This is a genomic window from Klebsiella sp. CSG-1, from assembly GCF_056521145.1.
Window position 1 is genome coordinate 1 of sequence record NZ_JBWNLD010000009.1, and the last position, 18395, is coordinate 18395.

The following is an 18395-nucleotide window of genomic DNA, read 5'->3' on the forward strand; positions in this document are numbered from 1 at the left end:
CAACAGATGACCCAGTCAGCCGCCAACGACGACCCGCGTAAAGCCGCGGTCGCCGAAGCAATCGCCCGCGTTCAGGCCAGGAAAGCATCCCGGCAGGCAGTTAACGAGGAATAAATGGTTTTCAGAATCGCAAGCTCTCCTTATACCCACAACCAGCGTCAGACCTCACGGATTATGCTGCTGGTTCTGCTCGCAGCCGTACCCGGCATCGCGGTTCAGACCTGGTTCTTTGGCTGGGGAACCGTGGTGCAGCTCGTTCTCGCCTCCCTCACGGCCTGGGCGACAGAGGCCGCCATCCTCAGGTTGCGGAAACAGAATATTGCCGCCACGCTTGCCGATAACTCCGCGCTGCTGACCGGTTTGCTGCTGGCCATCAGTATTCCGCCGCTGGCGCCCTGGTGGCTGGTCGTTTTAGGTACCGCCTTTGCCGTTATTATTGCCAAGCAGCTGTACGGAGGGCTGGGTCACAACCCGTTTAACCCGGCAATGATTGGCTATGTCGTGCTGCTGATCTCATTCCCGGTGCAGATGACCTCCTGGCTGCCGCCGCATGAGATTGCGGCCACCGTGCCAGGCTTCACCGACGCCCTGCAGGTTATTTTTAGCGGCCATACCGCCAGCGGTAACGATATGAACGCCCTGCGATTGGGGATCGATGGCATCAGCCAGGCCACGCCGCTGGATACGTTTAAAACGTCGCTGCATGCCGGTCACGCGGTGAAGGAGATCCTGCAGTACCCGATCTACGGCGGCACGCTGGCTGGTCTTGGCTGGCAGTGGGTCAATATCGCCTATCTGCTCGGCGGTCTGTTTTTACTCTGGCAGAAGACTATTCGCTGGCATATTCCGCTGAGCTTCCTGCTTAGCCTGACCCTCTGCGCCACCCTGGGCTGGATGTTTTCACCGCAGAGCTTCGCTGCCCCGCAGATTCATCTGCTTTCTGGCGCGACCATGCTCGGCGCATTCTTTATTTTAACGGATCCGGTTACCGCTTCCACCACCAACCGCGGCCGCCTGATATTCGGCGCCCTCGCCGGTGTGCTGGTGTGGCTCATCCGCAGCTTTGGCGGTTATCCTGACGGTGTGGCTTTTGCCGTGCTGCTGGCGAACATTACCGTTCCGTTAATCGACTACTACACGCGCCCGCGCGTCTATGGCCACCGCTGAGGACCAATGATGTTAAAAAGCATGCGCAAACACGGCATTACGCTGGCGCTCTTTGCCGCCGGCTCTACCGGGTTAACCGCGGCCATCAATGAGCTGACGAAATCGACGATTGCTGAGCAGGCGGCGACGCAGCAAAAAGCGCTGTTCAATCAGGTTTTGCCTGCGGACCGCTATAATAACGATTTGCTACAGAGCTGCTATCTGGTCGCTGCGCCACCGCTCGGTAAAGGTCAGCATAAGATCTGGATTGCCAAAAATAACGACGCCCCTGTCGGGGTGGTGATGGAAGCGACCGCCCCCGATGGTTACTCCGGTGCGATTCAGCTGCTGGTTGCCGCCGATTTCAAAGGCACCGTACTTGGAACCCGCGTGACGGAGCATCATGAGACGCCCGGCCTTGGCGACAAAATTGAACTTCGCCTGTCTGACTGGATAACCCACTTTGCGGGTAAAGTCATTCATGGCCCCGGCGACAGTCACTTTGCCGTGAAAAAAGACGGCGGTGATATCGATCAGTTCACCGGCGCCACTATTACCCCACGCGCGGTGGTCAACGCCGTTAAGCGTGCCGGCCTGTACGCGCAAACGCTGCCCGCACAGATTCCCGAACTCACGTCCTGTGGAGAGTAAGCCATGAGCGAAGTCAAAGACGTTATTGTTCAGGGGTTGTGGAAAAACAACTCCGCGCTGGTACAACTGTTAGGCATGTGCCCCCTCCTCGCCGTGACCTCTACCGCCACCAATGCGTTAGGGCTGGGACTGGCGACAACCCTGGTGCTGACGCTGACCAACCTGACCATCTCCAGCCTGCGTCGCTGGACACCGGCTGAAATTCGTATCCCGATTTATGTCATGATCATCGCTTCGGTCGTGAGCGTCGTACAGATGCTGATTAACGCCTACGCATTTGGTCTGTATCAGTCTCTGGGGATTTTTATTCCGCTGATTGTGACCAACTGCATCGTGGTCGGTCGTGCCGAAGCGTTCGCTGCCAAAAAAGGGCCGGCGCTGTCGGCGCTGGATGGTTTCTCCATTGGTATGGGGGCGACCTGCGCGATGTTTGTGCTCGGTTCGCTGCGAGAAATCCTCGGCAACGGGACGCTGTTTGATGGTGCCGATAGCCTGCTGGGCAGCTGGGCGAAAGCGCTGCGGATCGAAGTATTCCATACCGATACGCCGTTCCTGCTGGCGATGCTGCCGCCGGGCGCCTTTATCGGTTTAGGGATGATGCTGGCGGTGAAATACCTGATTGATGAACGAACCAAACAGCGTAAAGCAAAGGCAGCTGAAGCGAGTCAAACTGCGCCGGTTGATGCGCACAGGGAAAGTCTGGGATGAATAAGAGCAAACGTCTGGAAATACTGACCAGACTGCGGGATAACGACCCGCACCCCACAACGGAACTGAATTTCAGCTCGCCGTTCGAATTACTGATAGCCGTACTGCTCTCGGCGCAGGCGACGGACGTCAGCGTGAATAAAGCCACGGCCAGGCTCTATCCCGTGGCGAATACGCCGGCAGCCATGCTGGCGCTGGGTGTTGATGGCGTCAAATCGTATATCAAAACCATCGGGTTATTTAACAGCAAAGCTGAAAATGTCATTAAAACCTGCCGGATCCTGCTTGAGCAGCACAATGGCGAGGTTCCCGAGGACAGAGCGGCGCTGGAAGCGCTTCCCGGCGTAGGACGTAAAACTGCCAACGTGGTACTGAATACCGCTTTCGGCTGGCCGACGATTGCCGTGGATACGCATATTTTTCGCGTTTGCAATCGGACACAATTTGCCCCCGGGAAGAACGTTGAACAGGTGGAGGAAAAACTGCTAAAGGTCGTTCCCGCCGAATTTAAAGTCGACTGTCACCACTGGCTTATTCTCCACGGCCGCTATACCTGTATTGCGCGCAAACCCCGCTGCGGCTCCTGCCTGATTGAAGATCTGTGCGAGTTTAAAGAAAAAGTCTACGAATAACATTCAGACAAACCATTACCCTGCTTGTGGTAATGGTTCTGTCCTTTTCGCTAATCCCCTGCCTTTAACGCCACTATTTCCTCACTCAACAGGACAATTAACCGCCTATATAACGTTCATCCAGGTTAATCATTTTTTGTGGCGAAAAAATTTCTATACATTTGTGATCCAGATCATCCACGCAACTTAATGTTAAATTATTGTTGTAACGATGATAAGGAAAGCCAGTATTTCCAATAGCAGAGCACCACTTACCAGGACAATACCCCATCATTTTTTAGGATTATGGGCTATATCACTATATTCAAGGCTTATCAGCAGAATATATTGCCATTATCCGATCCCTTTCCCGTCCCGACAGATAAAAATATCACCAATGTGAAAAAGGTGAAATTTAACTCTGTATAACATTTGAATGACTGGCGTATTATAACGCCCAAGATATATGTAACAGAGTATTACAAAACGCTTGCCTGAACGGCCAGGATAGTGAACATTACTTCCCGTTTTCCCTCCAGAATAACTATAAAGGCGGCGGTCTTATCAGATTGCGCCCCGAACACCCCCCGTTAATATGGGATGTAAAAAAAGAGGTATATGTGTCAACTGCAAACAATAAACCAGCAGAAAGCGTGAGTCTGAACGCTTTCAAACAACCGAAATCGTTCTATCTGATCTTCTCGATCGAATTATGGGAGCGTTTTGGTTATTACGGCCTGCAAGGGATCATGGCCGTTTACCTGGTCAAACAGCTGGGTATGTCAGAAGCGGATTCTATTACTCTCTTCTCCTCCTTCAGCGCGCTGGTTTATGGCCTCGTGGCTATCGGTGGCTGGCTGGGCGATAAAGTGCTCGGTACTAAGCGTGTGATTATGCTGGGGACCATCGTCCTCGCTATCGGCTACGCCCTGGTGGCGTATTCCGGACACGACGCGGCTATCGTTTATATGGGTATGGCGACTATCGCCGTCGGTAACGGCCTGTTTAAGGCTAACCCGTCTTCCCTGCTCTCGACCTGCTATGAGAAAGATGACCCGCGTCTTGATGGCGCATTTACGATGTACTATATGTCCATCAACATCGGTTCCTTCTTCTCTATGCTGGCTACCCCGTGGCTGGCGGCGAAATTTGGCTGGAGCATCGCCTTCTCGCTGAGCTTCGTCGGGATGCTGATTACCCTGGTGAACTTCATGTTCTGCAAAAAATGGGTAAAAAACTACGGTTCGAAGCCTGACTTTGCCCCGGTACACTTCGGTAAACTGCTGGCGACCATCGTCGGCGTGATCGTCCTGGTGGTGATTGCGACCTGGCTGCTGCACAACCAGGGCATTGCCCGTATGGTGCTGGGCGTGGTGGCTCTGGGTATCGTGATTATTTTTGCGAAAGAAGCTATTGCGATGAAAGGGGCTGCGCGTCGTAAGATGATTGTTGCCTTCATTCTGATGGTTCAGGCGATCGTCTTCTTCGTCCTCTACAGCCAGATGCCGACTTCACTGAACTTCTTTGCTATCCGCAACGTTGAGCACGCCATTCTGGGCATTGACTTCCAGCCTGAACAGTTCCAGGCGCTGAACCCGTTCTGGATTATGATCGGCAGCCCGATTCTGGCCGCTATCTATAACAAGATGGGCGACCGTCTGCCAATGCCGCACAAATTTGCGATCGGCATGGTGCTGTGCTCGCTGGCCTTCCTCGTTCTGCCGCTGGGCGCCAAATTTGCAACCGATGCCGGTATCGTCTCCGTTAACTGGTTGATTCTGAGCTACGCGCTGCAGAGTATCGGTGAGCTGATGATTTCCGGTCTGGGTCTGGCGATGGTGGCACAGCTGGTACCGCAGCGCCTGATGGGCTTTATCATGGGCAGCTGGTTCCTGACTACCGCAGGCGCCGCTATCATCGCCGGTAAAGTCGCCAACCTGATGGCGGTTCCGGAGAACGTGACCGATCCGCTGCAGTCTCTTGCCGTATATGGCCATGTCTTCCTGCAGATTGGTATTGCTACCGCAGTTATCGCCGTGCTGATGTTTGCTATCGCACCGAAACTGAACCGCATGACCCAGGATGACGACTCAGTGAGCAAAGCTCGCGATACGGCAACCGCTTAAGCGCTTCGGGAAAACCAATAAATTTAGGCCGCTAACGTTTTGTTAGCGGCTTTTTTTTTACCCCTGGGCTAACATACAGAAAACTGCAGCCACGAGGAGTTACTGATGAAACTGTTCTACAAACCCGGCGCCTGTTCCCTTGCATCACATATCGCCCTGCGCGAAAGCGGACTGGACTTCACCTTACAAGGCGTCGACCTGCAGAAGAAGCGCCTGGAAAACGGTGAGGACTATCTGCAGATCAACCCGAAGGGACAGGTTCCGGCGCTGCTCCTTGACGACGATATCCTGCTCACGGAAGGCGTCGCCATTATGCAATACATTGCCGATCAGGTGCCGGATCGCCAGCTGCTGGCGCCGGTGGGCACCATTGCGCGCTACCAGACACTGGAGTGGCTGAACTATGTCGCGACGGAACTGCATAAAAGCTTTACGCCGCTTTTCCGCCCGGACACTCCGGAAGATTACAAACCGATCGTGCGCGCTCAGCTGGAGAAGAAGCTGCATTATATTGATGAGTCGCTGAAGGAGAAGCAGTGGCTGAACGGGCATCGTTTCACCATCGCTGATGGCTACCTGTTTACCGTACTGCGCTGGACCAGGGCCGTGAAGCTGGATATGACAGGTTACAGCAATATCGAGGCCTGGATGAAACACGTGGCCGCTCGTCCATCGGTGGCCGCGGCGCTGGCGGCGGAAGGGGTTTAATCGCCAGACATTATCTGCCCGGCTGCGAGGCCGGGCAGTTTTAAGGTTAAAGCTGCGTGGCGCTAAAGTAGTGCTCCGGCTGCGCAATACGTTCCTGTGCGGCAACCACCTGCAGCTCGTACTCCTGCATATTTTTCGTGGCCAGCATAATTTCATACACCGCCGCGGTCACATGCTCCAGCGCATCGCGAAGCAGAGCCCCCTGCAGCAGTTTAACCAGCAGCAATCCGCTGGTGACATCGCCGACGCCAACCGGCTGACGCAGGCCAAAATCCACCAGCGGGCGGCTGATATGCCAGGCTTCATCAGCCGTCACCAGCAGCATTTCGAACCGGTCCATACTCAACCCGGCGCGGGCAAGATGTTTAACCAGCACCACCTGCGGACCCTGCGCAATCAGCTCGCGCGCGGCTAAGACGGCTTGTGCAACGTTCGCCACCGGATGACCGCAGAGGATTTCCAGCTCAATCAGGTTGGGGGCAATAATGTCGCTCGCCGGCAGCGCGTAGCGGACGTGAAACTCCGCCACGCCGGGTGCGACGATGCAGCCTTTCTCAGGGTGTCCCATCACCGGGTCGCAGAAATATTTCGCCGCCGGATTGGCCGCTTTTACCTGACGCACGATACCGAGAATATGTTCACCCTGTTCGGCGGAGCCCAGATAGCCACTCAATACCGCATCACAACGCTGCAGCTGATTAATATCAGCAATCCCCTGAACGATTTCGGTCAGATGCGCAGGCGGCATCACGCAACCGGTCCATTTCCCGTACTGCGTATGGTTGGAGAACTGAACGGTATTAAGGGGCCAGACGTTCGCGCCAAGGCGGCGCATCGGAAACTCTGCGGCACTATTGCCGGCGTGACCAAACACAACGTGGGACTGGATGGCGAGGATGTTCTTCATCTTGTGTACCTGACAGCAAAAAATAAGGGGCGTGGTTTCCCACGCCCCTGCCTTTACGCAATTACTTCCAGCAGACCAGACAGTAATTTTTCTTACCGCGACGCAGTAAGGTGTAGCGACCAAACAGACGATCGCCGTCATTAAATACATATTCCGGGTCGGACTGTTTTTCACCGTTGATGGTGACGGCGTTAGAGGCGATAGTCTTACGCGCCTGGCCACGCGATGGCTGAAGCTCGGAATCCACCAGCGCCTGCATCAGGTCGGCCTCTTTTTCCAGCTCAATCATCGGCACGCCATCCTGCGCCAGCTGTTCGAAGTCGGCTTCGCTCAGGTCGCTCAGATTACCGTTAAACAGGCTTTCGGTAATGCGTTTTGCTGCTACCAGCCCTTCTTCGCCATGTACCAGACGGGTGACCTGCTCGGCCAGCACGTACTGCGCGCGCGGGGCCTTACCGCTGTTTTTATCTTCTTCTTCCAGCGCATTGATCTCGGCAATGTCCATAAAGGTGAAGAACTTCAGGAAGCGATAAACGTCAGCATCCGCGGTGTTGATCCAGAACTGGTAGAATTTGTACGGGCTGGTCTTCTTCGGATCCAGCCATACCGCGCCGCCTTCGGTCTTACCGAACTTGGTGCCATCGGCTTTGGTGATCAGCGGAACGGTCAGACCAAACACCTGGTTCTGGTGCAGACGACGGGTCAGGTCGATGCCGGAGGTGATATTGCCCCACTGATCGGAACCGCCAATCTGCAGCGCCACGCCATGCAGCTTGTTCAGACACGCGAAGTCGTAACCCTGCAGCAGGTTATAGGAGAACTCGGTAAACGAGATGCCCTGATCGTCGCGGTTCAGACGCTGCTTAACCGCTTCTTTGTTGATCATCTGGTTTACGGAGAAGTGCTTGCCGATATCACGCAGGAAGGTCAGCACGTTCATGCTGCCAAACCAGTCGTAGTTATTCGCGGCAATGGCCGAGTTGTCACCGCAATCAAAGTCGAGGAACGGCGCGACCTGTTTGCGAATTTTATCCACCCACTCCTGCACGGTATCTTCGGTGTTCAGTTTACGCTCGGCGGCTTTAAAGCTCGGGTCACCAATCAGACCGGTTGCTCCCCCCACCAGCGCCACAGGCTTATGGCCTGCCTGCTGAAAGCGTTTCAGGCATAACAATGGAACAAGATGCCCCAAATGCAAGCTGTCAGCGGTTGGATCGAAGCCGCAATAGAGCGCGATCGGGCCTTGCGCCAGTCGCTCTGCTAACGCTTCCTCGTCCGTCACCTGGGCTACCAGCCCCCGCTCTTGCAATTGTTTAATCAAGTTACTGCTTGCCATCAAATTCTCCATGTATAAACGACTGCACCTTTGCCGGTACACGACTTTTCGCCAGACGCGAAAAAAAAACATCTATGCAAAATCATTCAAGTTGCCTCAAGGCGGCAAGTACGGAGACTTACGCAAGCAAACGGCCGGAATAAGCCGGCACAGCCAACAAAGACGCAGCTTGAAAAATGAAGTCTATAGAATAAAGCGCCAGCCCATCCAGCACCAGCGCTTAACACAACAAATTTCAGGGATTACGGGGCCAGACGATCGATTTTCCACGCGCTGTTGTCGCGCTGGTATAAAAAACGATCGTGCAGACGGTGTTCACCGCCCTGCCAGAATTCCATCTGCTCAATATTCACGCGGAATCCACCCCAGAAGCTCGGCAGCGGCACTTCGCCTTGCTGGAATTTCTGTTTCAGCTCCAGGAACTTACTTTCCAGGATACCGCGGGCTGAGATGCGGGTTGACTGCTGGGAGACCCAGGCGCCAATCTGGCTGTCGCGCGGGCGGCTGTGGAAATACTTCACCACTTCCAGCGTTGACAGGCGCTCCGCCTTGCCAGTCACCATCACCTGACGCTCCAGCATGTGCCACGGAAAAAGCAGGCTCACGCGAGGATTGTTTTCGATCTGGTGGGCTTTGCGACTTCCGAGGTTGGTATAAAACACCAGCCCTTTTTCGTCATAGTGCTTAAGCAGAACAATTCGCTGGTAAGGTTGGCCGTTTTCGTCAACGGTGGCGACGACCATTGCCGTCGGGTCGGCCAGCCGGGCGTCGCAGGCTTGTCTGAGCCAACGCTCAAATAAAGTCAGCGGTTCGGCGGGAAGATCGCGGCGGCGCAGGCCGCCACGGGTATACTCTCGGCGCAGATGCGCGATTTGCTGCAATTCGTCGTTATCAGACATGGCAAGTGAGAAAATAGTCATCGGGTGGCGTCATTGTGCGCCCCCGGGCCGGAAATCTCAACGTTTGGCCGTCTGCAGCTGACAGTTTTCCAGCACAACGCGATCGCGCTTGTAAACGGTGGCGCTGTCGCCTTTCGACCAGAAGACATACACGCCGTCGGTGTAGCGCGCGCCTGATGCCGAAAGCCCCTGTGCCAGATTCAACTGCTGGTTGTCATAGATAAAGCTGGCAATCTGCCGGGTATTGTTGATGTGCACGGTCAGCGGTTTCTGATCGCACTGATACTCCAGGGTATCCGTCTGCATCCGCTCCACAAACTGGTTATAGTAGCTACAGCCTGCGAGCATAAAGGGTACTACAGCAATAAGGATTTTTTTCATTCGTTTGCCTTCGACTATCCCGGTCCAGGAGGGCAAATCGCCCCCCGTTAACTTCATCCAGTTTACCGGTAAATAAAAAACAGGTGTTTCAGTTAACTCTGATTCTGCGGCCGGTTTGCGGGGAAAATGGCCCCGAGCACAGTGGCTTCACAAGCGCCGGTGACCGACGGGAGATTACCGGGGAGTCCGGACATCGTCCGCCATGCCAGCCAGGCAAATGCCAGCGCTTCCATATCATCGCCGCTGATACCAGCCGCATCGGTCGTAGACACCTCCGTACCCGGCAACAGCGCTGCCAGCCGCGCCATCAGCAGCGGATTACGCGCGCCGCCGCCGCACACCAGCAGACGTTCACAGCCGCCGCTCAGCAGCACCTGTTCCGCGATGGTCACCGCCGTCAGTTCTGCCAGAGTCGCCTGCACATCCTGCGGACGCAGCCCCTGGAAACGAGCCAGATGGCGCTCCAGCCAGCCGTAGTTGAAATATTCACGTCCGGTGCTTTTCGGCGCCGGTAGCGCAAACCACGGATCGCTGAGCATGTTTTGTAGCAGCGGTAGCAGCACCTTGCCTTCGCTGGCCCACTGCGCGTCTTTATCGTAGGGTTTTCCACACTGACGCCAGATCCACGCATCCATCAGCATATTACCCGGTCCGGTGTCATAGCCGCGGACCGGCACGCCCGGCGCCAACAGCGACAGGTTGGCGATCCCGCCGATATTGAGCACCATCCGCCGCTCGACGGGATGCGCCAACAGCGCATGGTGGAAAGCCGGAACCAGCGGTGCTCCCTGACCGCCAAGCGCCATATCACGACGCCGAAAATCCCCCACCACCGTCACGCCGGTATGGGCGGCTATCTGGTTGTTATCACCGATTTGCAGCGTATTCGGCGCTTCGCCCGTTGGTTCGTGCCATACCGTTTGCCCATGACAACCGATAGCGACAATATCCGTCGGCTGCACATTCTCCTGACGCATAAGAGCCAGCACGGCATCGGCAAATAAGCGCCCCAGACGCGTATCCAGCTGACCGAGCTGGGATAACGTCAGCGTTTGCCCCTGGCAGATGGCCAGAATATCCTCTTTTATTGCCACCGGAATGGGGTACGACAGACTGGCCTGCTGCGCCACTACGCTTTCGTTGATTGCCGCCAGAACCACATCAATGCCATCGAGGCTGGTTCCGGACATTACGCCGATAAAGTGACCTGATTTCATACGCCTTCCTTCATTCCATGACTCTCGTATGCCTCACACTCCATCATAAAGAAGAGGGCAATGCTACGGTGCACTAACGTTTATTAACACTAAAGCGCGAAAGATTGCGCATTACGTAAAGAACTTATGTTTATGTTAAGTTGAAGAGGAGCGGATTATTATTTTTTGTCTGGTCCATGCTGGAAGTATGCCAGCCGACGATGAAATGCCATATAATTGAACGCATGGACGTTCAACAGAACACTATTCGGTGAAGGAGATTCATAAATGATTTTACGTGTTTTGGCTGTCTCGATGATTGGTTTATCGCTTGCAGGTTGCGTGAGCAGCAGCGGCCTCTCCGGAGACGTTTACTCCGCATCGGAAGCCAAACAGGTGCAAAGCGTCACCTACGGGACCATTGTTCATACCCGCGCAGTACAGATCCAGAGCGGTGATGACAGCAATGCTATCGGTGCTATCGGTGGTGCGGTGCTTGGTGGTTTCCTCGGTAATACCATCGGCGGCGGTACCGGCCGCTCTCTGGCCACCGCAGCAGGCGCGGTCGCCGGCGGCGTAGCCGGACAGGGTGTACAGGGCGCAATGAACAAAACTCAGGGCGTTGAGCTGGAAATCCGTAAAGATGACGGCAATACCATCCTGGTGGTGCAGAAACAGGGTAGCACGCCGTTCTCTGTCGGCCAGCGCGTGGCGATTGCCGGCAGCGGCAGCCAGGTTACCGTCTCCCCACGTTAAGTTTGAACCTCTCAGTGCGGTCTTTATGGCCGCCCTGCTTCTCCCTCTGGTTAATATCAAAACCGTGTCCGGTAGTGTCTGAAAAAAGAACTCGGCAGCACCGCTGTTATATAAAAACACCGTGCTCGGGCAACCCCATGTTCGCTCACCGTCAGCTCATAACGGCTTTGTCATCTTATTCCGTCACACTTCTCGCGCCGTCTCAAAAGATGGATATTGTTTTCAACAGCCATGCGTATTATTCTTCAGCACGGCGTGAAAAATTTCATCCACTTCGTCTGCAGCGCTGTTTTCATGAAAGAGACAGGTTTATTTCGGGCCACATTAATGAATCGTATATCGATTTTGACTCCACGCCCCGCGGATTCACTTTTTTATTCATACTCCGCGTCACGCTTTCTTGCTTTAGGCTGACGGCTATGCCAGAAAATCCCTGGGCCTGACCATTCGCAGCGTCTGAGGCTGGGGCGGCAGGCCTGTCAGGCTAACGAGAGGCTGTTCTTAACGAATACGATGCGACTGTTTATCACCGCTCGCATTTTCTCCACCTGTCGCCATAGCGAAAACTCCCCCGGCAGGCACATCCGCTTATTCTGGTATTGTGTATTGCTTTTGCCGGAAGTATTACTCCCTGCTCATTATTTCATTCAGGCCAGCGGAAGGTTATATATACCGCATTATTATTTTACCGCGGCCACACAATATAGTTTGCTGCGGTGAATCTTCTGCACAGCGTATTATTTTTTTGCTTTTCCTGTTGATGGCAGACACCAGTCGCAAAAGCCCCCTTCGGTGCAATGCCCGGTACCTTATTTATTTACGGTGTGATGTGTTTAACCTCTGTCGGGAATTCAGGGATAAATTATTGCTGTCAAAACTGGACCCACGATTCGCTGGGCCGGCGCTATAATTGCAGCCACCCCTTGATAGCCTCACCGCTCTCCTGCTGGTCAGTACGGTTCATGAAGACTGACGGGGGCAGAACGTCTCCGTCAGGCGAAAAACGAGCCGATGCCGCCATGTATCAGGCCAGGAACGGCGGAGGGAATCAGATGGCTAACTGACGCCTGGCATAACCGAAGATAAAAAAAGGGCCTTGAACGCTCAGGGCCCTGAATAAATTAATCTTTTGCCTGAAGATCGAGGATATTTTGTTCCAGTTTACGGATTAAATTGAGCAGCGTTGCGACTTCTTCTGCCGACACACCAGACAGAATCTCATCACGCGTCTTGCCGATCACTTCTTCCATTTCGTTGATCAGCGGCTCCGCTTTTTCCGTTAACCTGATTCGTTTCGCGCGCCGGTCGTTTGCACAAGTCTGGCGAGAAATAAGACCTTTCTCTTCCAGCTGATCCAGCGTACGCACCAGTGAGGGTTGCTCGATACCAATAGCTTTCGCCAGTTGAATCTGCGACTGCTCAGGAGGCAGCTGATGAATATTGTGCAGCGTGACCCAATGCGTCTGCGTTAACTCCAGAGGTTTCAGGCGATGGTCGATCAGCGCGCGCCAGACGCGCACTAAACGTGCCAGATCAGAACCCAGTGGCGATTCCAATTTCATCTCCTTATAATTAGCTTGCTAAGTTATTATACTGATTTTAGAATAGTGTGCAGCATTTGAATAATCAAAACAAATGAATTACCTGATACACCAAATTCAAAACAATGATTTACAATGTGTAATAGTAGCATGCTCTGAACATTCTCCCTGCAATGGCAAAGGATTTTTGCTTGTGAAACTGAGTCTTAACACTTCCGGATTGTCGCTCCAGGACCTGGTATTCGGTGCGTCAATTTACTTTCCTCCCCTGTTTAAAGCCGTATTGCTGGGATTTTTTATCTGGCTGGTTATTCACCGCCAGCTGCGCGACTGGATGTATGCCGGCGATATCTGGCATCCCTTGCTGATGGATCTGTCCCTGTTTGCACTCTCTGTGTGTCTGGCTCTGGTTTTACTGACTGCCTGGTAATGTTCACGACATGAAAAAACTCAAATACCTCTCGACCTTATTGGTCGCCGCACTCGCGATCATTGCCGCCTGGCTGGTCTGGAACTATTACACGCAATCCCCCTGGACCCGGGATGGCAAAGTACGCGCCGAACAGGTCAGCATCACGCCGCAGGTCTCCGGCAGCATCCTCCAGCTAAACGTTCGCGATAACCAGTTAGTCAAAGCCGGCGACGTTCTGTTCAGGATCGATGACACCCCTTATCGTATTGCCGCTCTCAACGCCGAAGCGCAGCTCGCGAAAGCGCAAGCGGAAATGGCCAAAGCCAAAGCGGAGCAAACGAAAGCGGCCAGTGATGCCCGTCGTCGTCGTCATCTTTCGCAAGAGGCAATCTCCGCCGAAGATCTGGAAAGCGCCAATACCGCGCTGAACACTGCGACGACCAACCTTGAGGCCGCCAAAGCGGTGGTCGGCGTGGCGCAGGCCAGTCTGGAGCACGCGCAATGGCAGCTTGGTCAGACGGCCGTGAAATCGCCGGTAGATGGCTGGGTGACAAACTTAACGACCCGCGTGGGCGACTATGCCTCGGCAGGCCATCCGGTTTTCGCCCTTGTCGATAGCAATTCATTTTATGTCATTGGTTACTTTGAAGAGACCAAGCTGCGCCATATTCGCGCTGGCGATAGTGCGCAGATAGTTTTGTACAGCAGCAAGCAAACGTTACAGGGTCACGTATCCAGTATTGGCCGTGCCATCGTCGACCAAAGTATTGAAGGCGGGAACAGCCTGGTTGCCAATATTAAACCGAATATCCCGTGGGTTCGTCTGGCCCAGCGCGTACCGGTGCGCATCGAACTCAACGGTTTGCCTGCGGATACGACGCTGGTTTCCGGGACCACCTGCACCGTCTCAATTGGCGAACCCTGATGAAGCTGCAGGTCCCGTCATGGCGTGCTCTTCCCTGGGTTAAAGCCAGCCGTCCGCAGTGGCGCTATGCCCTGCGTAACGGCATCGCGATGTGTCTCGCGCTGAGTATTGCTTACTGGCTGGATCTTGATGAGCCTTACTGGGCGATGACCTCTGCCGCCGTCGTCAGTTTTCCGACGGTCGGTGGCGTGATCAGTAAGAGCTTCGGACGCATTGCCGGAAGCCTGCTCGGCGCCTGTGCCGCGCTGCTGCTCGCCGGACATACGCTAAACGACCCCTGGCTATTTTTATTCAGCATTTCGGCGTGGATTGCGCTCTGTACCTGGGCCTGCGCAATGTATACCAACAACGTGGCCTACGCTTTCCAGCTCGCCGGCTATACCTGCGCCATTATCGCCTTTCCGGTTATCAACATTACCGACGCCAACGAGCTGTGGACTATCGCGCAGTCGCGAGTTTGCGAGGTTATCGTCGGCATCCTGTGCGGCGGGCTGATGATGATGATCATGCCCAGTACGTCGGATGGCACTGCGCTGCTGACGGCATTGAAAAATATGCATGCTCGCCTGCTTGAGCACGCCAGTCTGCTGTGGGTGCCGGAAACCACCGATGCCATTCGCACCGCCCACGAAAGCGTGATCGGGCAAATCCTGACCATGAACCTGCTGCGTATTCAGGCCTTCTGGAGTCATTACCGTTTTCGTCGTCAGAACCCGCTGCTGAACTATTTACTCCACCAGCAGCTGCGGCTGACCAGCGTCATCTCCAGCCTGCGGCGGATGTTGGTTAACTGGCCGGCCGCGCCGGCGCAGACCCGCGAAGTACTGGAAACGCTGCTTATCGCGCTGGCCAATCCACGGGCCGATTTTTACGCTGTCGCACGGATAATCGCCCCGCTGGCGCCTCCCGCCGATGCCGACTATCGCCATCTCGCGTTCTGGAAGCGCCTGCGCTACTTCTGCCGCCTGTATCTGGACAGCAGTCGCTGGCTCCAGCGCGTGGAAAACGCCTCGGTAATCGCCGAATTTAATGTTCCTTCCGCCCCGGCGTTAGCTCGTCATACCGATCAGGCCGAAGCGTTGTGGAACGGCATCAGAACGTTCTGCGCGCTGGTTGCGGTAGGCGCCTGGGGTATCAGCACCCAATGGCAGTCGTGCGCCGCCGCGCTCACCCTGGCAGCAATTTGCTGCGTGCTTTACTCGGTCTCACCCTCGCCGTTCAAATCATTGACCCTGCTGATGCGTACGCTGATATTGCTGTCGATATTCAGCTTCGGGGTGAAATTCGGACTGATGGTACAGATAACCGACCTGTGGCAGTTCCTGCTGTTCCTTTTCCCGCTACTGACCACCATGCAACTGCTTAAGCTGCAAATGCCCAAGCTGGCGGGTCTGTGGGGACAATTGATTGTGTTCATGGGGTCGTTTATTTCGGTGACCAACCCGCCGGTCTACGACTTTGCCTCGTTCCTCAACGACAATCTTGGAAAAATCATTGGCGTCGGCTTTGCCTGGCTTGCTTTTGCCGTGATCAGCCCCGGTTCCGATGCGCGTAAGAGCCGCCGGCACATAAAAGCGTTACGCCGTCACTTTGTCGATCAGCTGAGCCGCCGCCCTCAGCATAGCGAACACGAGTTTGAATCGCTGGTCTACCATCATATCAGTCAGTTAAGTAACAGCCAGGATGCCCAGGCGCGCCGCTGGCTGCTGCGCTGGGGCGTGGTGCTGCTTAACTGTTCGCACGTGGTCTGGCAGCTTCGCGAGTGGGAAACCCGTTCTGACCCGCTCTCGCAGGTGCGGGATTTATGCATCAGTCTGCTCCGGGATGTCATGAGCGAACGCGGGGTCCAGCAACGCCCCCTGGCCTCAACCTTGCAGGAGCTACAGCGAATTTGCGACACGCTGAACCATCATCATCAGCCGGCAGCAAAAGAGCTGGCGGCCGTGATCTGGCGGCTGTATTGCGCCCTGTCTCAGCTTGAGCAGGCACCTGCGGTCGGGACGATAACGGAGAGAGCGAGCGCCTCGTAAAACGGAATGCGTTCTGATTTTCAGCGAAGCGCTGTGGCGTGATGGCGAGAAGACAGCGGCAAACAACGCCTCCGGCAGGGCCATCCCGGTTCGTCGCCGACCGGGACAGCCATTGCGAAGGCGGCGCCAGTCAGTTATGGCACGTCATAACCCAGCGCAGCTTTGCGGATGCGGAACCACTGCTGACGAGACATATTCAGTTTTTCGGCCACCACGGCAGAGCGAACACGCTCGATTTTACCGGAGCCGATAATCGGTAACGGCTGCGACGGCAGACGCAGGATCCACGCATAAACCACCTGCTCGATGCTCTCAGCATTCAGCTCCTGAGCCACTTGCGCCAGCTCATCACGCAGCGGCTGGAAGCTTTCATCATTAAACAACCGCCCGCCGCCGAGGCAGGACCAGGCCATCGGCCGGATACGCAGCTGCTGCAGCTGATCCAGCGTACCATCCAGCAGCAGCGGCTGGTGTACCGGAGAGATTTCAACCTGGTTGGTGGCCAGAGTAAACGGCAGACGCGATTGCAGCAGCGTAAACTGCGCCGGCGTAAAGTTGGAGACGCCAAAGTGGCGAACTTTACCGCTGTGATGCAGTGCGAGGAAGGCTTCCGCCACCTCATCCGCATCCATTAACGGATCCGGGCGGTGAATCAGCAGCAAATCAAGATGGTCGGTCGCCAGATTGCGCAAGGACTGCTCGGCACTTAAGACGATATGATCGCGGTCGGTGATGTAGTGGCCGATGGTATTTTCGGCGCGGGCTTTAGTGGCAATCCCACACTTGCTGACGATTTCCATGCGACCGCGCAGATGCGGAGCCTGCTTCAGCGCTTCGCCAAAAGCCGCTTCGCACTGATAATCGCCGTAAATATCCGCGTGATCGACGGTAGTCACGCCCAGATCCAGGTGCTGCTCAATAAAGCTGACCCGCTCGTTCACGGACATATTCCAGTCCATCAAACGCCAGTAGCCCATAACAAAACGCGAGAATTCCGGCCCCTGCGGGGCCATAGCAATACGCTGAACCATAACAACGTCCTCAACAAAAAAGTGTGTTGAGTATACGCAATTTTGCCATTAAAACAGTGAAGGCTGCTGTGGTTCTTCCTCGGCCTGCGGTTTATTCGCGCGTAATTTGCGCAACAGACGCTGACGGCACAGGCGCAGCACGTCCTGCTTCTGGGCATCACTCATTGTTTGCCAGTGAAAACGCTCTTCACGACTACGAAAGCAACCGCGACAAAATCCACGTTCGTCCGACTGACAAATTCCCCGGCATGGACTCTGTACCGGGAAAAACTCCAGCTGCTCTGCCACTCCACGCCTCCGGCGACTCTTCTGTGTCTTTTATTGAAGACGTTTCAACTCTGCTTCGCAACTTTTGTTGTTCAGCCTCTGCCCCGGGCGACATTTTTCCGCTTGCATTAGACCAATCGGTCTATTACAGTGAGCGCCATGAACAAACATTGTGAATACGATACTCGCGAACATATTCTGGTGACCGGCGAACAGCTGTGCATGCACCGCGGTTTTACCGGAATGGGCCTGAGCGAACTGCTGAAAATAGCGGAAGTGCCGAAAGGTTCTTTCTACCACTATTTTCGCTCTAAGGAAGCTTACGGCGTCGCGCTGCTTGAACATCACTATGCTGGCTATATCCGCCGCCTGGTTGACCATTTTGCTCACGGCGAAGGGAACTATCGCGACCGTCTGCTGGCTTACTACCAGCATACCCTGACGCAGTTTTGCCAACAGGGTATTATCAGCGGTTGCCTGACGGTGAAACTCTCCGCTGAAGTGTGCGATTTGTCTGAATCCATGCGCGAAGAGATGAACAAAGGCGCCAGCCAGATTATTACGTTGCTGGGCGAAGCGCTGGAAAAGGGTCGCCAGGAAGGGAGCCTGACATTTAACGGCGATGCTTTTACCCTCTCCCAGGTGCTTTACTCCCTGTGGCTGGGGGCCAATTTGCAGGCCAAGATTACCCGCAGTGCAATGCCGCTGGAAAGCGCCCTTGCCCATGCCAGACAGATTATTGCAGCGCCTGACGTTTAACAGGC

General features: G+C 54.9%; 19 protein-coding genes. 11 read left to right on the forward strand and 8 right to left on the reverse strand.

All coding sequences use genetic code 11. The features are described 5' to 3' along the window. The first annotated feature begins 114 nt into the window (after positions 1 to 114). The 6 genes from rsxD (at position 115) to gstA (ending at position 5950) form a co-directional block, all read left to right on the forward strand. The gene (gene rsxD / locus AC007G_RS20160) at positions 115 to 1167 is read left to right on the forward strand and encodes an electron transport complex subunit RsxD (protein ID WP_032699678.1); all 1053 of its coding nucleotides are present in this window, start codon (positions 115 to 117) and stop codon (positions 1165 to 1167) included. 9 nt (positions 1168 to 1176) lie between these two features. Further along, positions 1177 to 1797, forward strand: coding sequence for an electron transport complex subunit RsxG (rsxG, locus tag AC007G_RS20165; RefSeq protein ID WP_046852357.1), 621 nt, complete (start codon positions 1177 to 1179; stop codon positions 1795 to 1797). A 3-nt stretch (positions 1798 to 1800) separates the two neighbouring features. After that, a complete protein-coding gene (locus AC007G_RS20170) occupies positions 1801 to 2505 on the forward strand; it encodes an electron transport complex subunit E (protein WP_085397445.1) in 705 nt (234 codons plus the stop codon). Continuing rightward, positions 2502 to 3137, forward strand: a complete 636-nt coding sequence (gene nth, locus AC007G_RS20175; protein WP_032696038.1) for an endonuclease III — start codon at positions 2502 to 2504, stop codon at positions 3135 to 3137. The genes AC007G_RS20170 and nth overlap by 4 nt, the downstream gene beginning before the upstream one ends. A gap of 599 nt (positions 3138 to 3736) precedes the next feature. Then, on the forward strand, positions 3737 to 5242 hold the full coding sequence (gene dtpA / locus AC007G_RS20180; protein WP_032687410.1) for a dipeptide/tripeptide permease DtpA: 1506 nt from the start codon (positions 3737 to 3739) through the stop codon (positions 5240 to 5242). A 105-nt stretch (positions 5243 to 5347) separates the two neighbouring features. Next, on the forward strand, positions 5348 to 5950 hold the full coding sequence (gstA, locus tag AC007G_RS20185) for a glutathione transferase GstA (protein WP_032687409.1): 603 nt from the start codon (positions 5348 to 5350) through the stop codon (positions 5948 to 5950). 46 nt (positions 5951 to 5996) lie between these two features. Here the strand turns inward: gstA and pdxY are convergent, their stop codons facing one another. The 5 genes from pdxY to anmK all read right to left on the reverse strand — a co-directional run bounded on the left by pdxY (position 5997) and on the right by anmK (position 10690). Further along, a complete protein-coding gene (gene pdxY, locus AC007G_RS20190) occupies positions 5997 to 6857 on the reverse strand; it encodes a pyridoxal kinase PdxY (protein WP_047665012.1) in 861 nt (286 codons plus the stop codon). Between the two features lie 61 nt (positions 6858 to 6918). Then, a complete protein-coding gene (tyrS, locus tag AC007G_RS20195) occupies positions 6919 to 8193 on the reverse strand; it encodes a tyrosine--tRNA ligase (protein WP_032687404.1) in 1275 nt (424 codons plus the stop codon). Positions 8194 to 8435: 242 nt separating this feature from the next. Then, positions 8436 to 9092 (reverse strand): pyridoxamine 5'-phosphate oxidase, encoded by a 657-nt coding sequence (gene pdxH / locus AC007G_RS20200; RefSeq protein ID WP_015584201.1) that lies wholly within the window; start codon positions 9090 to 9092, stop codon positions 8436 to 8438. A 57-nt stretch (positions 9093 to 9149) separates the two neighbouring features. After that, a complete protein-coding gene (mliC, locus tag AC007G_RS20205; protein ID WP_032687402.1) occupies positions 9150 to 9473 on the reverse strand; it encodes a C-type lysozyme inhibitor in 324 nt (107 codons plus the stop codon). A 92-nt stretch (positions 9474 to 9565) separates the two neighbouring features. After that, positions 9566 to 10690 carry an anhydro-N-acetylmuramic acid kinase gene (anmK, locus tag AC007G_RS20210; protein ID WP_032687401.1) on the reverse strand — a complete coding sequence of 375 codons (1125 nt, stop codon included), beginning with the start codon at positions 10688 to 10690 and terminating at the stop codon, positions 9566 to 9568. 267 nt (positions 10691 to 10957) lie between these two features. Here anmK and slyB point away from each other — a divergent pair, with 267 nt between their 5' ends. Next, a complete protein-coding gene (gene slyB, locus AC007G_RS20215; RefSeq protein WP_032687400.1) occupies positions 10958 to 11425 on the forward strand; it encodes an outer membrane lipoprotein SlyB in 468 nt (155 codons plus the stop codon). A gap of 1121 nt (positions 11426 to 12546) precedes the next feature. On the opposite strand, the gene slyA is transcribed toward slyB, so the two are convergent. Continuing rightward, positions 12547 to 12987 carry a transcriptional regulator SlyA gene (gene slyA, locus AC007G_RS20220; RefSeq protein ID WP_032687399.1) on the reverse strand — a complete coding sequence of 147 codons (441 nt, stop codon included), beginning with the start codon at positions 12985 to 12987 and terminating at the stop codon, positions 12547 to 12549. 172 nt (positions 12988 to 13159) lie between these two features. Between slyA and AC007G_RS20225 the strand changes: the two genes are divergently transcribed. The 3 genes from AC007G_RS20225 to AC007G_RS20235 are packed head-to-tail and all read left to right on the forward strand — an operon-like array spanning position 13160 to position 16333. After that, complete coding sequence (locus AC007G_RS20225; protein ID WP_032687398.1) at positions 13160 to 13396, forward strand: DUF1656 domain-containing protein; 237 nt, start codon at positions 13160 to 13162, stop codon at positions 13394 to 13396. Positions 13397 to 13406: 10 nt separating this feature from the next. Then, positions 13407 to 14303 (forward strand): efflux RND transporter periplasmic adaptor subunit, encoded by an 897-nt coding sequence (locus tag AC007G_RS20230; protein ID WP_032687397.1) that lies wholly within the window; start codon positions 13407 to 13409, stop codon positions 14301 to 14303. Next, positions 14303 to 16333, forward strand: a complete 2031-nt coding sequence (locus tag AC007G_RS20235; protein ID WP_132467971.1) for an FUSC family protein — start codon at positions 14303 to 14305, stop codon at positions 16331 to 16333. Before AC007G_RS20230 ends, AC007G_RS20235 begins: the two co-directional genes overlap by 1 nt. Before the next feature lie 134 nt (positions 16334 to 16467). On the opposite strand, the gene AC007G_RS20240 is transcribed toward AC007G_RS20235, so the two are convergent. Both AC007G_RS20240 and AC007G_RS20245 read right to left on the reverse strand, forming a co-directional pair. Further along, positions 16468 to 17364, reverse strand: coding sequence for an aldo/keto reductase (locus tag AC007G_RS20240; protein WP_032696035.1), 897 nt, complete (start codon positions 17362 to 17364; stop codon positions 16468 to 16470). Between the two features lie 48 nt (positions 17365 to 17412). Next, the gene (locus AC007G_RS20245) at positions 17413 to 17652 is read right to left on the reverse strand and encodes a DUF1289 domain-containing protein (protein WP_032687394.1); all 240 of its coding nucleotides are present in this window, start codon (positions 17650 to 17652) and stop codon (positions 17413 to 17415) included. Between the two features lie 138 nt (positions 17653 to 17790). Between AC007G_RS20245 and AC007G_RS20250 the strand changes: the two genes are divergently transcribed. Further along, entirely contained in the window at positions 17791 to 18390 is a 600-nt protein-coding gene (locus AC007G_RS20250) for a TetR/AcrR family transcriptional regulator (protein WP_032696034.1), read from the forward strand. Positions 18391 to 18395: the final 5 nt, after the last annotated feature.

Coding starts and splice junctions, on each gene's coding strand:
- rsxD (WP_032699678.1), top strand. CDS start 115: ATGGTTTTCAGAATCGCAAGCTCTCCTTATACCCACAACCAGCGTCAG.
- rsxG (WP_046852357.1), top strand. CDS start 1,177: ATGTTAAAAAGCATGCGCAAACACGGCATTACGCTGGCGCTCTTTGCC.
- AC007G_RS20170 (WP_085397445.1), top strand. CDS start 1,801: ATGAGCGAAGTCAAAGACGTTATTGTTCAGGGGTTGTGGAAAAACAAC.
- nth (WP_032696038.1), top strand. CDS start 2,502: ATGAATAAGAGCAAACGTCTGGAAATACTGACCAGACTGCGGGATAAC.
- gstA (WP_032687409.1), top strand. CDS start 5,348: ATGAAACTGTTCTACAAACCCGGCGCCTGTTCCCTTGCATCACATATC.
- pdxY (WP_047665012.1), bottom strand. CDS start 6,857: ATGAAGAACATCCTCGCCATCCAGTCCCACGTTGTGTTTGGTCACGCC.
- tyrS (WP_032687404.1), bottom strand. CDS start 8,193: ATGGCAAGCAGTAACTTGATTAAACAATTGCAAGAGCGGGGGCTGGTA.
- pdxH (WP_015584201.1), bottom strand. CDS start 9,092: ATGTCTGATAACGACGAATTGCAGCAAATCGCGCATCTGCGCCGAGAG.
- mliC (WP_032687402.1), bottom strand. CDS start 9,473: ATGAAAAAAATCCTTATTGCTGTAGTACCCTTTATGCTCGCAGGCTGT.
- anmK (WP_032687401.1), bottom strand. CDS start 10,690: ATGAAATCAGGTCACTTTATCGGCGTAATGTCCGGAACCAGCCTCGAT.
- slyB (WP_032687400.1), top strand. CDS start 10,958: ATGATTTTACGTGTTTTGGCTGTCTCGATGATTGGTTTATCGCTTGCA.
- slyA (WP_032687399.1), bottom strand. CDS start 12,987: ATGAAATTGGAATCGCCACTGGGTTCTGATCTGGCACGTTTAGTGCGC.
- AC007G_RS20230 (WP_032687397.1), top strand. CDS start 13,407: ATGAAAAAACTCAAATACCTCTCGACCTTATTGGTCGCCGCACTCGCG.
- AC007G_RS20235 (WP_132467971.1), top strand. CDS start 14,303: ATGAAGCTGCAGGTCCCGTCATGGCGTGCTCTTCCCTGGGTTAAAGCC.
- AC007G_RS20240 (WP_032696035.1), bottom strand. CDS start 17,364: ATGGTTCAGCGTATTGCTATGGCCCCGCAGGGGCCGGAATTCTCGCGT.
- AC007G_RS20250 (WP_032696034.1), top strand. CDS start 17,791: ATGAACAAACATTGTGAATACGATACTCGCGAACATATTCTGGTGACC.